The following is a 15,908-nucleotide window of genomic DNA, read 5'->3' as shown; positions in this document are numbered from 1 at the left end:
GTTTTTTTATTCATATTGGGCTGATTTCACACTTTTTGTAAAACTTTTGCCACCAAGTAACGTGTGTTTTTGCAGATTCTTTGAATGCGGTGAGTAAGTTACTGGGTTGTTGTTGCAGCAATGCCCTAAGCTCAGGTTGATTAGTTGTAGAGTTTAGCCAAAGTGCTTGGTACAACGGCATCAGTCGCTCTAAAGCGCCTGATAGTTGCGCTTGATAGGGTTGTAATTGTGACAGGTAATACTTTTTAAATACGTTACTGACGATTTGCGCTTGGCGTTTATTTTTTAGCGGGTTGCAGAGTGCACTAAGATCAATACTGGTTAAATATCGACTGGTGCTGTGATTAAAGTATGTTTGCTGGCGCACGGCACTGACTAACGCTTGATTAAAGTTAAATTGGCGTAGCTGGGAGAGCTGTGGGTACAGTGCTTGGCTATCTATTTGTGTATATTGTTGTTGTATTATTTGCTGTTTTAAAGTGAGTAAGTTTTGTAGGGCAAGCTCTGTTTCGACAAGGCCTGCAAGGTTGTTATCCAGTGCATAGCTAGTAAGCTGCCAAGTACGTTTTAACTCAGGATCGTTGTAAAGTAAGTGGTTGAATTGCTTTAATAGTTGTTGCTTTTTGTTGGCAAGTTCATGCTTAATGGCTTGGTAGCTTTTTGACTCAGAGTTTAATTTCTCTAAGCAGCTTGGGGCTAATTGAATAAACTGGATTTGATATGTTAATTGGCCGGCTGAGCTGGCAACTTTGCCTAGTTGACTATTATGTTCAGCAATGAGGGTGTGAAGTTTACAATGAGACAGTTGCGCTAGCTGCACGATACTTAATTGCTGTGCAGTAGCTGGGTTAACGTTGTTATGAACAGGTGTCAATTTAAGGTTATTTAATGGTGGGGTGACAGGCAGCGGTTTGTCCAGCGCTGTGGCGAGTCGCTGCTGATACTGCTCATTAATATCTGTTGGTTTATCGCTACAAGCACTTATTAGCAAACAAGCGAATAAAGTGCCAAGATAACCAAATCGTTTGACTTGGTTATCTTGCCAGTTTGGTTGATTACGCGTTTTTGAGAGGCTCATATTTGAATCTATTTGCAACAGTTAACATTAACAAAATAGCCGCAACACTTAAGCCAACAATAATTCCTACCCAAAAACCATGCGGGCCCATGGCTGGTACAATCCAATCGGTGCGAGCTAAAATAAAACCCAATGAAAAACCAATTAACCAGTATGATATAAAGGTAATGTACGAAATGGGCGCTGTATGTTTTAACCCTCTTAAAATCCCATTCGCGGACACTTGTAACGCATCAGGGAGTTGGTAAATACACGCTAAAATCATAATGGATGTTGCCAGTGCTATTACTTGAGCGTCATCGGTATAAAGTTGGCTAATTATGTCACGACCAAAAAAAGTGATAGCTGCTAGTACCGCTGCAATGATCATGGCAAGAATGTAACTAGTTGAAATTGCTTTTTTTAGTTGCTCAAAGTGATGTTGGCCATATAAATTGCCGATCCGAATACTAATAGCAATTGATAAGCTCAATGGCATCATAAACAATAATGTAGTTACACTGGCTGCAATTTGATGCCCGGCAACCGCAACGGCACCTAGATGAGCGATAAATAGCGGTATGCAGGCAAATAAAGTGACTTCAAAAAAAGTGGCGAGTGAAATAGGGATACCGACTTTAGTAATGGTCCACATAGTACTAAATTGGGGGGTCTTAAAGTTAGCTAACAGTGTTTTAGCATCGACTTTTTTACTCAGTTGGCAGTATATTACTTGTGCAATAGCCATCGCGCTGAATACCAAAGCCGTGGCAATGCCACAGCCTGCACCACCAAGGGCTGGCATACCTAACTTACCATAAATAAAAATGTAATTTGCAGGGATATTGACAGCTAAGCCAATTAAGCTGATATAAAAAGCAGGCTTGGTCATCCCCATACCTTCGGTAATATTGCGATATACACTAAATACTAAAAAACCAATAATTCCCCATTTAACAAAATGAATATAGTCATAGGCCATAGCGGCAATTGCTGGGCTGGTATCAAGCTTTAAAATGATAATATCGGCAAAGTAAGCGATTGATAAACCCAGTACACTTAATACTCCGGCAAGATACAAACCTTGCTGAAAATAATGGCTGATGCCTGTTTTATCGCCAGCGCCAGAAAATTGCGCAATAATACCGGTGAGGGCGAGTAATATACCTTGCAGAGCAAGCATTGCTGGATTCCAAACACCTGTTGCAATAGAGAGGGCGGCTAAATCGGTTGGACTAACTTGTCCCGCCATGATGGTGTCAACCACAGACATTAAAACGAGGGTTACTTGTGCTAAAAAAACGGGGATTGCCAGAGAAACTAGCCGTTTGGCTTCCCAACTACAAAAAGTCATATCACTTGCTACGTAAACAGAAGAGACGGGTATTGTAATCGATAAATTGAAGAATAAAAAATTATAGCGGCAAGTTGATGTTATTCATTGCAGTATTGAACCTTGGGATCGGTTAAACTAAAGCGAAGTGATAGATCCATGTTTAAAGGGCGGTTCAAGTTATGTTTACAGGCATTGTGCAAACACAAGCAACGGTAATTGCAAATAGCTATCAACACAGTGTTATGCGCTTAGTGCTCGCAGTTTCACCACAATACGTTACGAAGTTAGCGTTAGGTGCCAGTATTGCCATTAATGGTTGTTGTCTAACGGTTGTTAAAGTTCAACTTACTTCAGATAGTGCCCTTGCAGAAGTTTATTTTGATGTGATTGATGAAACATTACAGTTAACGAATCTTGGAAAGCTTGATGCTGGTTGTATGGTAAACTTTGAGCGTTCTATGACATTGGGTACTGAACTGGGCGGGCATATTGTCTCTGGTCATATTCATTGTATTGCCCAAGTGAACAATATTATTCACACAGATGGTAATTGTAAAATACAACTAAGCTTACCAAGTAAGTGGCAAAAGTACGTGCTGTATAAAGGGTTTGTCTGTGTTAATGGCGCCAGTTTAACGGTGGGTGAAGTTGACGAGCAAGGTTTTTGGTTACATTTGATCCCAGAGACTTTAGCAATCACCAATATTGGCAAAGTTGCAATAGGAGATGGACTCAATATTGAAGTTGATCAACAAACCTACACTATCATCAACACGGTGGAAAATTATTTACGACTACAGTCATCACAGTAACAGTCACCACAGTACTAGTTAGCTTAAAAAATTTGTTCGTCATCACTGTCTATATGTAACTCAACCTTACTATTGGCATAGTCGATATGCATATTAAAGTGGATTGGGTTACAGCATGCGCTGCAGTCTTCAAAGTAATCTTGATCGCCATCGCTGGCATCAAGGGTAATATGAATATGGTGACCACAATGTGGACAGCTGATCCGTTGTGAGAGATGATTTTGCATAATTGATCCAACCTTACAAAACAGAGCTATAAAGCATGACTATTTATAGTGGTGGATAAATTGTTATGCTTTACGCAGTTGTACGCGAACGTCCACAATAACTAGCCCTGGCCACTATTAGACGCTCATTAAATATAGTCTGCTTTAGTTATTTATGACATCAATTTGACAATAAAAATAGCCTTATTTAAGTAGTCGATCTATTTGTTGTTTAGCTTCAGTAAGATAGTGACCAGCAAAAATATTGGCATGATTTAAAATAGGGTAAAGCTGATAAACTAACTTACGTAGCTCATAGCCTTGCGTTAATGGGTAGTGCTTATTATAGGCTATGTAAAATGCATCAGGCAGGGGGGCAAATAACTCGCTCATTGCAATATCGACCTCCCGATCACCATAATAGCAACTGGGGTCAAAAATACTTGGCACACTGTGAATAAATCCCATATTGCCACGCCAAAAATCACCATGTAGTAATGAGGGTTGTACATTATGACTGTGTAACATGTCTTTTATAAATGCGATAAAATAGTCTTTATCAACTAACTCAATGCCTTTTTCATGTAATAATTGTAGTTGCCAGCCAATGCGCTCTTCAGCGAAAAATATATTCCACTTTTTATGCCAGCGGTTTGGCTGAGCAGTTGGGCCAATAAAGTTATCATGATCAAAACCAAACATAGCTTGACGGTGTTTGAGGTGCAAGCTGGCAAGATGGCTGCCCATTATATGCCAGTTGGTATGTGGTTGCTGATCCAGTTCAAGCCATTCAAGGACGATAAATGAAAACTCAATATTCGATCCCGTGGTGATACAATCTGGCACCATAAATAGGCTCTCTTGGGTGAGTAACTTTAAATTGTGGGCTTCGTTGTCAAATCGTTCCAAATCGTTTCTGTGTGCGACCTTGACAAAATATTGATGAGTACCATCGCTTATTTGAAATAGTTTATCGCTATTTGGACTTTGCAACTGTCGTTTACTGGTGTGTTTAAAGTCAAAATGCATAGCTTGGCTGATTTGTTCGTTAACCGTATTCCACATAGCATTGCTCACCTTTTATACAGATAACTAAACTATGGCAAAAAGTAGTTAAATAAACAAACTCTTGAGAGTAAAATTCAAATTTAGCAGCACCTGCATAGCTTTATACAATAATTCAAGTGGAGGAAGAATGAATAAAAGCCTTATTACAAATGTAATTGCCACAGTGTTAGTGATTACAGGTTTTTTGTTTAACCAAGCAATTGTGCTATCGATCGGCTTATTTGCACTTTCTGGTGCAGTAACTAACTTGCTCGCAGTGCATATGTTATTTGAAAAAGTACCGTTATTGTATGGTTCGGGTGTGATCCAATTGAAGTTCGCAGGGTTTAAAGTTGCAATTAAAAACCTTATCTTAACTGAGTTTTTCTCAGAGCAAAAAATATCGCAGCTACTTGGCAATAAAACAATGGATATTGATCTACAACCTGTGATCAACGACGTTGACTTAAACCCAGCGTTTGACACACTGCTGGAAGTGATAGAGCAGTCTCAATTTGGCAGTATGTTAGCGATGTTTGGTGGCAGTGCAGCTGTGGAACCAATGCGCGATTCTTTTATAGCAAAAATGCGTGATTCCTTAATAATGATGAGCCAAACAGACGAATTTAAGATGCTGGTCAATAACAAACTTGCAAAGACAAGCCTAGCAAGTGACTCATTGTTTACAACAGTATCAGATCTTGTTGATGATCGATTAGATGAACTAACCCCAAAAATGGTGAAGGATATTATACAAACCATGATCAGAGAGCATTTAGGCTGGCTTGTGGTCTGGGGGGGGTCTTTGGTGGTTTATTTGGTCTTGTGGCAGCAATTATTTAGTTTATGTTTAGATAGTTAATTTAAGCTGGCCAACTACATGCCAGCTTAAATTAATTGCATTTTTAGCATGCTATTTAGAGCCTGCAATAACCATAATTGTTTGCTGTTCTAACTTAGCTAAATCTTGTATTGAAGTGCCCGTAGTGGCGTCAATACCTAAGCGACTTGCTGTTCTGTCAAAGCCATATGTGCCTGTAAATTCAGCCATACTCATATTATTACACTGTAGTTTGCTCGCTGTTTTGCTTTTATTCATCCGAAATTCTTTCATGGCTAAATAAAGTTTAATGGGCTTATTTGACGCTACAGCCATACAAATCTGCGTGCCGGGAGTATTATCAGCCGCTACAAATTGTGCAGCTTCTGCATTAGTTGCAGTTAATGCTGCAGTGCCTAACAGTAATGTTGTGCAAAATGTTGTCGTTAAAGTATTCATCATCATTCTCCAGTTGTTGAGTGTTGTCTTGTTGACGAATGTATTATTGGCTATATTTCTGATGAAAGCTGTAAATGAAAATCGACAAGATGTAACAGCATATGTGAATAGCTTACATTTATAGTAAGTAATTGATAATAAAGTTATTAATGTGTGTATCCAGACACACTTTCAAGGATTTATTTTTCATTTTTTTTATTGATTTTGTTTGTTTTTCAAACTGTTTTCATTGGTTTTACATGATATTTACTTTAGAGTAAATACACTTTATTGGACAGCATTGCTGACATATTATGAATCCCTGTTATGATCGTTTGATTTAAAAAGTATCAGCCTATTAGGAGACTCTGTGAGTAAAACATTGGCGAGTTATTACCAGCAAGCTTACGCCTGTGAACAGCATAATTTTAATCGTTGTTTTTATTGCGGTTGTGAAGCGACTGAGCGCGATCATTGCCCGCCATTGCATATGCTACAAAGCATTATTGATTTAGGTGAAGATGCAGAGTTTATTAGTATTGCGGCGTGTTATGAGTGCCATGCGATATTACATAATGAGCGTTTAATGACTATCGACGAACGCTTTACTAAATTAAAAAGTAAACTCAATGCTAAATATGCAAAACCATTGCGTGTTTACAATATGTGGCACGAGAATGAACTTAGCGATATGAGCGATGAATTTGCACACAGTATTAAAGCGGGGATGGCTTTAGGTAAAGAAGCCGCAGAGCGTTTAGCCTTTAGTGGTTTTAGTTATGCAACTGAAGAAGCGAAAGTGACGGTACGTGAAAAAACCGCAGAGTTTGATGTTGAAGGTGTTACCTTTACTGACTTTAAAGAGGCATTAAACTACTGTGTTAGTTCATTGAAAGTACAAAAAAGCGATTTTTACAAGATATTAGTCGAAGATTATCAAGGTGATTTTAATAAAGCGCTTAGTCAGTATCGTCACCGCCACGATAAAGTAACAGCAGCTAAAGATGGTAACTGTTTAATTAAAGATTTTTCAAAATTACATAAACAAAACTCCGATTTTGTCACACGTACTGTTAAGCATTTTATTAGCAAAGATCCCAGTCTTACTACCGAAGAGGCGCTTGAGCAGTTGTATAACAATTATATTAAGAAATAACATATAAATTACATTCATCTTATATAAATGCAGACTTGGCTTATTTTTTAGCTTTATAAAATACATTTATATACAGTAATAAAAAAATAACAGGGATTAACATGATGCAAAAATTTGCTCCATCATTGCTGGTTGTTGCTCTTGGCGTCGCTATAGCGGGTTGCCAAGATAATGACCCACAAGACGAAAAAGTAACAATTAATAAAAACCCATACCCAAGTACCTACAAAGCACTTAAATCAACAACAACGTTGATCACCAATGCAACGGTTTTAACTGGTACTGGCGAGCGTTTAGAAGAAGCTGACGTATTGCTTGTTGACGGTAAAGTGCAACAAGTTGGTAAAGACCTTACGGCACAAGCCGACCTTACAATAGACGCGCAAGGCAAATGGGTAACCCCAGGCTTAATCGACGTGCATTCACACTTAGGTGCTTATCCTAGCCCGTCAGTTGAATCTCACCAAGACGGTAATGAAATGACTAGCCCGAACACTGCAGAAGTGTGGGTTGAACATTCAATCTGGCCACAAGATCCCGGTTTTAACCGCGCCCGTGAAGGTGGGGTTACTTCATTACAAATTTTACCCGGTTCAGCTAATTTATTTGGCGGCCGTGGTGTGACATTGAAAAATGTACCAGCACACACTATGCAAGGAATGAAATTTCCTGATGCTCCTTATGGTTTAAAAATGGCCTGTGGTGAAAATCCGAAACGCGTTTATGGCCGTAAAGGGGTATTACCATCAACGCGAATGGGTAATATGGCAGGCTATCGCACAGCGTGGATTGGTGCTACTGAATATAAGCGTGCGTGGGATAAGTACGACGCTGATTACGCTGCAGGTAAAAACCCTGAAGTTCCGCATCGCGATATTAAATACGATACATTACGTGGCGTATTAGAAGGCGAAGTCATGATCCATAATCATTGCTACAAAGCAGAAGAAATGGCGATGATGATTGATCTATCAAAAGAGTTTGGTTATCACGCAGGGACTTTCCATCACGGCATTGAAGCGTATAAAATTGCTGACCTGCTTGCAGATAACGGTTCATGTGCTGCGCTGTGGCCAGATTGGTGGGGCTTTAAGATGGAAGCCTACGATATGGTACAAGAAAACGTAGCAATTGTTGATGCGGTGAAAAATTCATGTGCGGTTGTACACTCCGATTCTGATACTACTATTCAACGCTTAAACCAAGAAGCTGGCAAGGTCATGTACCGTGCTAACGATAATGGCTTTAATATTTCTGAACAGCATGCAATAAAATGGATCACTTCAAATGCTGCAAAAGCATTAGGTGTTGCTGACAAAACAGGTTCACTTGAAGCGGGCAAGCAAGGTGATGTGGTCATTTGGAACCAAAACCCATTTAGTGTTTATGCTAAAGCTGAACAGGTCTTTGTTGATGGTGCAAAAGTATATGATCGCTATGATGACACTTACCAAGCTCAAAGTGATTTTCTGTTAGGTCAAAAATAAGGAGTAACTAGGATGACAAAATTAACACATTCATTTTCGCTCTCGCTAGTTGCTGCTGGTTTATTAGCAAGTACAGCGGTTGATGCGCAATCAATTGCAATCATTAATGCCACCGTACATACCTCTACTGAGCAAGGCGTGTTACAAGGTGCCAGCATTATAATGGATGAGGGCAAAATTACAGCGATCAATCCAGCTAAAGTTGACGCTGACACTATCATTGACGCTAAGGGTCAAATTGTGACGCCAGGCTTTATTGGGAGTATGAATCAGTTAGGTTTAGTTGAAGTAGGTGCTGTTGCTGGATCACGTGATGGTGGCGATGATAAAGCAAGCATCGATTTTGACCCAAGCTTAGCATTCAATGCTCACTCGAGTTTGATCCCATATGCTCGCAAAGGGGGGATCACCCGTGATGTGATCACTCCACAAGGTGGCGACAGTATTTTTGCAGGCCTTGCCAGTGTTGTTGACTTAAGCGGTGAGTTTGCCAGCGAAAAACAAACACATGCAGCATTGGTGGTGCACTTAGGAGAGCAGAGCAAAGGTTCACGTGCTATGGCACTAAAAAACCTTGTTGATAAACTCGAAGCGCAGCAACAAAAAAGCAAAAAGAAAAAAGATGATGCGACCCCAAGTACTGAAGACATCGTTCTCACAAAGGTGTTAGCGGGTGAAATGCCTTTATTAGTCACAGCGTCTCGTGCGGCTGACATTATTGAGTTAATCAAACTTAAGCAGCAGTTTTCAGTTAATTTAGTGATTGCGGGTGCTCAGGATGCAGTGGTTGTGAAAGAGCAGCTAGCACAAGCGAGTGTCCCCGTCATTGTCAGCGCGATGGAAAGTTTGCCTGGTAGTTTTGATTCGCTCCATGCTAGTTTAGACAATGCCGGCAAGCTTGAAAAAGCAGGTGTGAAGGTCTTGTTATCAATCGCGGGTGATGCCAGTCATAATGTTTATCAACTGCGTTTTGATGCGGGTAATGCAGTATCTTACGGAATGACACAACAAGGAGCATTAAAAGCGATCACTGCGAACGTTGCTGATGTGTTTGGCATTAATGCAGGAAGTGTTGCAGTTGGTAAAGCGGCAGATTTAGTTATGTGGAATGATGACCCATTTGATTTTAAAAGCCATGTAACTAAAATGTTCATCAATGGAGAAGAGGTGTCAACTGAAGCTCGTCAAGATAAACTTCGCAAACGTTATACAACGGATTCAGAAATGCCGCGCGCATATACTAAGTAGTGTTTAGTGAGTTTATAAAAAGCCGCTGTAGCGGCTTTTTTACACCACTCAATATTTTATTACTTGGTTTATTTTGGGTACTGCAATCCCGCGTCCCATTTACAGCAAATATTAATTTAAAATTTATAACGCAGTTAGCGCTTTATTTAGCTCGCTAGAATGGTTAAATATTTAAGTCGATTGGTATTACACTCTTTGTGAGTAATTCACTGAAAATCTTATTACACAAAGAGAAAAAATGAGAAGTAAATTCAACATAGCCACCAACATGTGACAAGCAAAGTTATTTTTCAAATGATAGTACACTTTATTTGTTATTAAAAAGTATTGCTATTATGCGCTATAAGTACAGTCCTGTTTTTATCCCAGACACAAAAAAGGCGCTTACTACTACAGTAAGCGCCTTTAAATTTAAACGGATATTAAACTAGTTTAGCTAAAATATCGTTAAATGTTGTGCTAGGGCGCATTGCTTCGAATGCAGCCGCATCATTTGGTTGGAAATAACCACCAATGTTTACAGCTGAACCTTGTGCGTCATTTAGCTCACTCACGATTTGATCTTTGTTGCTTTCTAAGTCACTGGCGATTTGAGTGAATTGAGCTTTTAATTCACTGTCGTCGTTTTGTTTAGCAAGTTCTTGTGCCCAGAATAAAGAAAGGAAGAAATGAGAACCACGGTTATCAATTTCTTTTACTTTACGTGAAGGTGATTTGTTTTCAGCAAGGAAAGTACCGGTTGCTTTATCAAGAGTATCAGCAAGTACTTGTGCTTTGTTGTTACCAGTATTAACAGCTAGGTGCTCTAAAGAGGCCGCTAGTGCTAAAAATTCACCTAATGAGTCCCAACGTAAGTGGTTTTCTTTTTCAAACTGTTGAACGTGCTTAGGCGCTGAACCGCCTGCGCCAGTTTCGAATAAACCACCACCATTCATAAGTGGTACGATTGACAGCATTTTCGCACTTGTACCAAGCTCAAGAATTGGGAACAAGTCAGTGAGGTAATCACGTAATACGTTACCTGTTACAGAAATAGTGTCTTTACCTTCTTTAATGCGCGCAAGTGAAAACAGAGTTGCATCAACTGGCGCTAAAATTTGGATATCAAGACCATCAGTATCATGGTTTGGTAAATACGCGTTCACTTTTTTGATTAATTGCGCATCGTGTGCACGATTCTCGTCAAGCCAGAAAACTGCAGGGTTGCCAGTTGCGCGTGCGCGGTTTACTGCAAGTTTAACCCAATCTTGGATTGGTGCATCTTTAACCTGACACATGCGCCAGATATCACCTTGCTCAACACTGTGTTGTAGTAATACGTTGTCAGCACTGTCAACAACACGAATTACCCCGTTAGCAGGTGCTTCAAATGTTTTGTCGTGTGAACCATACTCTTCAGCTTTTTGCGCCATTAGACCAACGTTAGGTACGCTACCCATCGTTGTTGGATCAAATGCGCCGTGCTCTTTACAGAAGTCGATAGTTGCTTGGTAAACACCTGAGTAACAACGATCAGGAATGACAAAGCTAGTGTCTTGTAATTTACCGTCGCTATTCCACATTTGACCACTTGAACGGATGGCTGCAGGCATAGACGCATCGATAATTACATCACTTGGAACGTGTAAATTCGTGATACCACGATCTGAATCAACCATTGCGATAGCTGGGCGTGTCGCATATACCGCTTGGATATCTGCTTCGATTTCAGCACGTTTAGCATCGTCTAGTGTTTGAATTTTAGCGTAAACATCACCAAGACCATTATTTACATCAACACCTAACTCAGCGAATAAATCACCGTGCTTAGCGAAAACGTCTTGGTAGAATACTTTAACAGCATGACCAAAGATAATTGGATCAGATACTTTCATCATGGTTGCTTTCATGTGTAATGAAAACAGCACGTCTTTTTCTTTTGCAGCTTCAATTTCAGCGGCTAAGAAAGCTTGTAGCTTTTTAACGCTAATTGAAGATGCATCAATTACTTCACCTGCAAGTAGTGGGGTGCTTGCTTTAAGTACAGATACATCGCCGGTGCTAGCTACATGTTCAATACGCACATCAGTTGCAGCATCAACAGTCACCGATTGCTCAGAGCCAAAGAAATCGCCTTCGCTCATGCTAGCAACATTTGAAGCAGAATCTTTGCTCCAAGCACCCATTGAGTGTGGGTTGTTACGTGCATATTCTTTAACAGAGCCCGGAGCACGACGGTCAGAGTTACCTTCACGTAATACAGGGTTTACTGCACTACCTTTAATTTTGTCGTAAGTGGCTTGAATTGCTTTTTCTTCGTCTGTTTTTGGCTCTGCAGGGTAATCAGGGAGTGCATAGCCTTTTTCTTGTAATTCTTTAATTACAGCACGAAGTTGCGGTACTGAAGCACTGATATTAGGTAATTTGATGATGTTAGCTTCAGGAGTTTTAGCAAGCTCACCAAGTTCAGCCAGTGCATCACCAATGCGTTGCTCCTGTGTTAAATACTCAGGGAAGTTAGCAATAACACGGCCAGCTAAAGAGATGTCACGTGTTTCAACTTCAACACCAGCGGCATTAGTATATGCTTGGATGATTGGTAGCAAAGAGTAAGTTGCGAGTGCCGGAGCTTCGTCTGTTTTAGTATAGATAATTTTTGATGTCATCATCATTCCTAGATAGTAGGCATAAGAGCCATATTCAACAATGCAAAGAAATATCATCGCCATCATGCGAACACGACGTGACAATGATCAGTCTGTTAGGTGTTAATACTGTAATTCAATAACCACACCTGACGAACTGTATTAAAATTTTATGTTATGTGCAGGCTAAGTAAATTAGCCATTAGCCTAACTTTTACCGCTTAAAGGGCCATTCGTAGCTAGCTTTGAGCACAAAGAGTGTAACAAGCTTGGCACAAAAGGGCTAATAACAAATAAAACATGGGGGTATTAAAAAAGAATTTCAAGAGGAAGAACAGTTTTTGTTCATACTGACCATTTAATTGCTCACAACAAGTGAGGATAAGTGTTGACAATGCTGCAAAAAATTAAAAAGGAATTAAGCGAGGATCTTTACAGGTCGCTCGCTTTAGTCGAACTTCTAAATAACTACACTAAATCTTCATTAGGCGCTATGTTAGTCGCGTGCATGCCTTTTGGGCCTTGCTGCAATTCGAATGTTACATCTTGACCAGCTTTAAGTGTTTTATAACCGTCCATTACAATCGTTGAGTAATGGGCGAATATATCATTCTCGCAGCCGTCTTCTACGATGAAACCAAAACCTTTGGCATTATTGAACCATTTGACTTTACCACAAGCCATACTTCTACATCCTTCTATAAGTTGACTAATTTAGTTATTCTAAACCGTATAGTTTGATAGACTGACTAAGGTTTAATCAATCTACAATTGACTGTAGTTTATTTCGCCGATCAGTCAAGTGTTTTAAACTATTTTTTAACATTTAATTTATTTTTTTATTCAAGTTTGCTTGAGTTCCAAAGACAAGACTATATTTAATTATGAGTGGCATGAAAGATTCAGGTGTTTTAGACACGGTTCGCGATAGTGAGAAGCAAAAACTGCAACCACCGCGAAAATATAAAGTCATTTTAAATAATGATGATTACACGCCTATGGACTTTGTGGTAGAAGTACTAACAACGTTTTTTAATATGGATAGCGATAGAGCAACAGATGTGATGCTGCAAGTTCATCAAAATGGTCGCGCAATATGTGGCGTTTACAGCGCCGATGTAGCGTATACCAAAGTTGAACAAGTTAACCGTTACGCACGGGATAACGAGCATCCACTGCTATGTAGTTGTGAGCAGGAATAATACCAAGGTAGGGTGATCGAAATACCCATCACAACGGTATGTATATTTTATCTCAGTAAGGGGTTGCTAATGCTAAACAAAGATTTAGAACTAACTTTAAACGCAGCGTTTCGTGAAGCGCGTACACGCCGCCATGAATTTATGACAGTAGAGCACTTATTGCTTGCGCTGCTGGACAATCCATCGGCGGGAGAAGCACTCCATGCTTGTGGCATTGATATGGCAGCACTAAAAGCTGAGCTATCAGATTTTATTAATGAAACGACGCCGGTTATTCCTGATTTAGAAGAAGAACGTGAAACACAGCCTACACTTGGTTTTCAGCGAGTTTTGCAACGCGCAGTATTTCATGTGCAATCATCTGGTAAGAACGAAGTAACTGGCGTAAATGTACTGGTTGCTATTTTTTCTGAACAAGAAAGCCAAGCGGTGTATTTACTGAAGAAAAGTGATATTTCTCGTTTAGATATCGTGAATTTCATTTCTCATGGTATTTCTAAAGCGGATGATGACATCGGTGGTGAAGATGCTGATGATATTCACGAAGAAGCACAAGCTGTACAAGGTGAAGAGCCCAGTAAATTAGAGAATTTTACTTCTAATTTGAATGTATTAGCCCGAGATGGCAATATCGATCCGTTAGTAGGGCGCGATAGTGAAGTTGAACGTACGGTGCAAGTTTTGTGTCGTCGTAAAAAGAACAACCCGTTATTAGTAGGTGAAGCAGGGGTAGGTAAAACGGCCATCGCAGAAGGCTTAGCGTATCGTATTGTTCATGAACAAGTGCCAGAGGTGATTGCTGATGCTGTGGTGTATTCATTAGATATGGGAGCATTACTGGCGGGTACTAAATACAGAGGCGATTTTGAAAAACGCTTTAAGGCATTGCTAAAAGAGCTTCAGGCGCAACCTAGCGCGATTTTATTTATTGATGAAATCCATACCATCATTGGTGCTGGCGCGGCCTCTGGTGGCGTTATGGACGCATCTAACTTACTTAAACCACTATTATCCAGTGGTAAGTTACGTTGTATGGGCTCTACTACTTATAATGAATACAAAAATATCTTTGAAAAAGATCGTGCCTTAGTACGTCGCTTTCAAAAGGTTGATGTACTTGAGCCAAGCGTGGCTGACACAACAAAAATCCTTAATGGCTTAAAAGAACGTTACGAAGAGCATCACGGCATCCGTTATACACAAAAAGCGTTAAAAGCGGCTGCGGAACTCAGTGCTAAATACATTAATGAACGTCACCTACCGGATAAAGCCATCGATGTGATTGATGAAGCGGGTGCAAGCCAACGGCTGCAACCGATTTCTAAACGTAAAAAAACCATTGGTGTTGCTGATATAGAATTGATTGTCGCTAAAATGGCGCGTATTCCGCAGCAAAGCGTGTCATCTAGTGATAAAGAAACCCTTAAGAATCTTGATCGCAATCTTAAAATGTTGGTGTTCGGCCAAGATCAATCGATTGATGCACTCACGTCTGCTATTCGCTTATCGCGTTCAGGCTTATCAAATGAAGATAAACCGGTTGGCTCGTTCTTGTTTGCAGGCCCTACAGGGGTAGGTAAAACCGAGGTGACCAAACAACTTGCTAAATGTATGGGTGTTGAGTTTATTCGTTTTGATATGTCTGAGTATGTTGAGCGTCATGCCGTAAGCCGTTTAATTGGTGCGCCTCCAGGTTATGTAGGGTTTGAACAAGGCGGTCTATTAACTGAAGCTGTGATCAAAAACCCACATTCAGTCGTGCTATTAGATGAAATTGAAAAAGCCCACTCTGATATCTACAATATTTTATTGCAGGTAATGGATCATGGTACGCTAACTGACAACAATGGCCGTAAAGCGGATTTTAGAAATGTAGTTGTGGTGATGACCACTAATGCTGGTGTACAAGAGACTGTTCGTAAGTCAATCGGCTTCACAGAACAAGATCATTCTCATGATGCTATGAGTGAGATCAACAAGGTGTTCTCACCTGAATTTAGGAACCGCTTAGATAATATTATTTGGTTTAATCACCTTGACCGCGATGTGATATTACTGGTGGTTGATAAATTTATTGTAGAGCTTCAAGCACAGCTAGATAAAAAATCGGTTAACTTGGAGCTGACTAATAAGGCTCGAGAATGGCTAGCAGACACAGGTTACGATAAAGCCATGGGTGCACGACCAATGGGACGTGTGATCCAAGAGCAATTGAAAAAACCATTAGCAAACGAGATTTTATTTGGTGAACTTATCGACGGGGGGACAGTGAAAGTATCTATTAAAGATAAAAAGTTACGTTTTGATTATGAAACGAATTTAACGCCCGCATAAGCATGGTATGACAGGTAACAAAAAGCCCAGCAATTGCTGGGCTTTTTGTTTATTAAATGTAATTGTTAGTATAGCTATCAATTACATTTAATAAACGCTTCAAGCTAGTGTAGAAAGTAACTAAGTTACTCAGACAACTTA

At 39.9% G+C, this 15,908-nt stretch carries 13 protein-coding genes and 1 pseudogene; 7 read left to right on the top strand and 7 right to left on the bottom strand.

The window, feature by feature from the left end:
• Nucleotides 1-10 precede the first annotated feature (10 nt).
• Both KAN5_RS07215 and KAN5_RS07210 read right to left on the bottom strand, forming a co-directional pair.
• Nucleotides 11-1,078, bottom strand: a complete 1,068-nt coding sequence (locus KAN5_RS07215; RefSeq protein ID WP_244390818.1) for a DUF3080 family protein — start codon at nt 1,076-1,078, stop codon at nt 11-13.
• Nucleotides 1,056-2,411: an MATE family efflux transporter gene (locus KAN5_RS07210; protein WP_016709260.1), complete on the bottom strand. Its 1,356-nt coding sequence runs from the start codon at nt 2,409-2,411 to the stop codon at nt 1,056-1,058. The genes KAN5_RS07215 and KAN5_RS07210 overlap by 23 nt, the downstream gene beginning before the upstream one ends.
• A 161-nt stretch (nt 2,412-2,572) precedes the next feature.
• On the opposite strand from KAN5_RS07210, the gene KAN5_RS07205 reads away from it, so the two are divergent.
• Entirely contained in the window at nt 2,573-3,205 is a 633-nt protein-coding gene (locus KAN5_RS07205; RefSeq protein WP_244390817.1) for a riboflavin synthase subunit alpha, read from the top strand.
• Nucleotides 3,206-3,228: 23 nt separating this feature from the next.
• Here the strand turns inward: KAN5_RS07205 and KAN5_RS07200 are convergent, their stop codons facing one another.
• Together KAN5_RS07200 and KAN5_RS07195 are read right to left on the bottom strand one after the other, a co-directional pair.
• Complete coding sequence (locus tag KAN5_RS07200; protein ID WP_016709262.1) at nt 3,229-3,432, bottom strand: CPXCG motif-containing cysteine-rich protein; 204 nt, start codon at nt 3,430-3,432, stop codon at nt 3,229-3,231.
• Between the two features lie 183 nt (nt 3,433-3,615).
• The gene (locus KAN5_RS07195; RefSeq protein WP_244390816.1) at nt 3,616-4,476 is read right to left on the bottom strand and encodes a fructosamine kinase family protein; all 861 of its coding nucleotides are present in this window, start codon (nt 4,474-4,476) and stop codon (nt 3,616-3,618) included.
• A gap of 130 nt (nt 4,477-4,606) precedes the next feature.
• Between KAN5_RS07195 and KAN5_RS07190 the strand changes: the two are divergent.
• Nucleotides 4,607-5,301: pseudogene (locus tag KAN5_RS07190) on the top strand (DUF445 domain-containing protein).
• Nucleotides 5,302-5,371: 70 nt separating this feature from the next.
• Here KAN5_RS07190 and KAN5_RS07185 read toward each other — a convergent pair.
• Nucleotides 5,372-5,743 (bottom strand): DUF3718 domain-containing protein, encoded by a 372-nt coding sequence (locus tag KAN5_RS07185; protein ID WP_232321815.1) that lies wholly within the window; start codon nt 5,741-5,743, stop codon nt 5,372-5,374.
• Between the two features lie 343 nt (nt 5,744-6,086).
• Here KAN5_RS07185 and KAN5_RS07180 point away from each other — a divergent pair, with 343 nt between their 5' ends.
• The 3 genes from KAN5_RS07180 to KAN5_RS07170 all read left to right on the top strand — a co-directional run bounded on the left by KAN5_RS07180 (nt 6,087) and on the right by KAN5_RS07170 (nt 9,607).
• Entirely contained in the window at nt 6,087-6,872 is a 786-nt protein-coding gene (locus KAN5_RS07180; protein ID WP_016709266.1) for a hypothetical protein, read from the top strand.
• 104 nt (nt 6,873-6,976) lie between these two features.
• Nucleotides 6,977-8,359 carry an amidohydrolase gene (locus KAN5_RS07175; protein ID WP_029216184.1) on the top strand — a complete coding sequence of 461 codons (1,383 nt, stop codon included), beginning with the start codon at nt 6,977-6,979 and terminating at the stop codon, nt 8,357-8,359.
• A 12-nt stretch (nt 8,360-8,371) separates the two neighbouring features.
• Complete coding sequence (locus KAN5_RS07170; RefSeq protein ID WP_016709268.1) at nt 8,372-9,607, top strand: amidohydrolase family protein; 1,236 nt, start codon at nt 8,372-8,374, stop codon at nt 9,605-9,607.
• Nucleotides 9,608-10,029: 422 nt separating this feature from the next.
• Here KAN5_RS07170 and KAN5_RS07165 read toward each other — a convergent pair whose 3' ends face one another.
• Together KAN5_RS07165 and cspD are read right to left on the bottom strand one after the other, a co-directional pair.
• A complete protein-coding gene (locus KAN5_RS07165) occupies nt 10,030-12,252 on the bottom strand; it encodes an NADP-dependent isocitrate dehydrogenase (protein WP_016709270.1) in 2,223 nt (740 codons plus the stop codon).
• Between the two features lie 447 nt (nt 12,253-12,699).
• Nucleotides 12,700-12,915: a cold shock domain-containing protein CspD gene (cspD, locus tag KAN5_RS07160; RefSeq protein ID WP_016709271.1), complete on the bottom strand. Its 216-nt coding sequence runs from the start codon at nt 12,913-12,915 to the stop codon at nt 12,700-12,702.
• A 209-nt stretch (nt 12,916-13,124) separates the two neighbouring features.
• On the opposite strand from cspD, the gene clpS reads away from it, so the two are divergent.
• Complete coding sequence (gene clpS / locus KAN5_RS07155; protein WP_171039010.1) at nt 13,125-13,433, top strand: ATP-dependent Clp protease adapter ClpS; 309 nt, start codon at nt 13,125-13,127, stop codon at nt 13,431-13,433.
• A 69-nt stretch (nt 13,434-13,502) separates the two neighbouring features.
• Nucleotides 13,503-15,767 carry an ATP-dependent Clp protease ATP-binding subunit ClpA gene (gene clpA, locus KAN5_RS07150; protein WP_016709273.1) on the top strand — a complete coding sequence of 755 codons (2,265 nt, stop codon included), beginning with the start codon at nt 13,503-13,505 and terminating at the stop codon, nt 15,765-15,767.
• The last annotated feature ends 141 nt before the right edge of the window (nt 15,768-15,908 follow it).

Origin of the sequence: Pseudoalteromonas sp. KAN5, from assembly GCF_022846535.1 — a bacterium.
GTDB lineage: Bacteria > Pseudomonadota > Gammaproteobacteria > Enterobacterales > Alteromonadaceae > Pseudoalteromonas > Pseudoalteromonas haloplanktis.
Note: the sequence above shows the minus strand (reverse complement) of the source record. Positions and strands in the feature narration are given on the sequence as shown.

What these genes read in the sequence shown, in the direction of transcription:
- KAN5_RS07165 (WP_016709270.1), bottom strand. Translation starts at nt 12,252, where the DNA reads ATGACATCAAAAATTATCTATACTAAAACAGACGAAGCTCCGGCACTC.
- clpA (WP_016709273.1), top strand. Translation starts at nt 13,503, where the DNA reads ATGCTAAACAAAGATTTAGAACTAACTTTAAACGCAGCGTTTCGTGAA.
- cspD (WP_016709271.1), bottom strand. Translation starts at nt 12,915, where the DNA reads ATGGCTTGTGGTAAAGTCAAATGGTTCAATAATGCCAAAGGTTTTGGT.
- KAN5_RS07210 (WP_016709260.1), bottom strand. Translation starts at nt 2,411, where the DNA reads ATGACTTTTTGTAGTTGGGAAGCCAAACGGCTAGTTTCTCTGGCAATC.
- KAN5_RS07205 (WP_244390817.1), top strand. Translation starts at nt 2,573, where the DNA reads ATGTTTACAGGCATTGTGCAAACACAAGCAACGGTAATTGCAAATAGC.
- KAN5_RS07200 (WP_016709262.1), bottom strand. Translation starts at nt 3,432, where the DNA reads ATGCAAAATCATCTCTCACAACGGATCAGCTGTCCACATTGTGGTCAC.
- KAN5_RS07185 (WP_232321815.1), bottom strand. Translation starts at nt 5,743, where the DNA reads ATGATGATGAATACTTTAACGACAACATTTTGCACAACATTACTGTTA.
- KAN5_RS07170 (WP_016709268.1), top strand. Translation starts at nt 8,372, where the DNA reads ATGACAAAATTAACACATTCATTTTCGCTCTCGCTAGTTGCTGCTGGT.
- KAN5_RS07215 (WP_244390818.1), bottom strand. Translation starts at nt 1,078, where the DNA reads ATGAGCCTCTCAAAAACGCGTAATCAACCAAACTGGCAAGATAACCAA.
- clpS (WP_171039010.1), top strand. Translation starts at nt 13,125, where the DNA reads ATGAAAGATTCAGGTGTTTTAGACACGGTTCGCGATAGTGAGAAGCAA.
- KAN5_RS07175 (WP_029216184.1), top strand. Translation starts at nt 6,977, where the DNA reads ATGCAAAAATTTGCTCCATCATTGCTGGTTGTTGCTCTTGGCGTCGCT.
- KAN5_RS07195 (WP_244390816.1), bottom strand. Translation starts at nt 4,476, where the DNA reads ATGTGGAATACGGTTAACGAACAAATCAGCCAAGCTATGCATTTTGAC.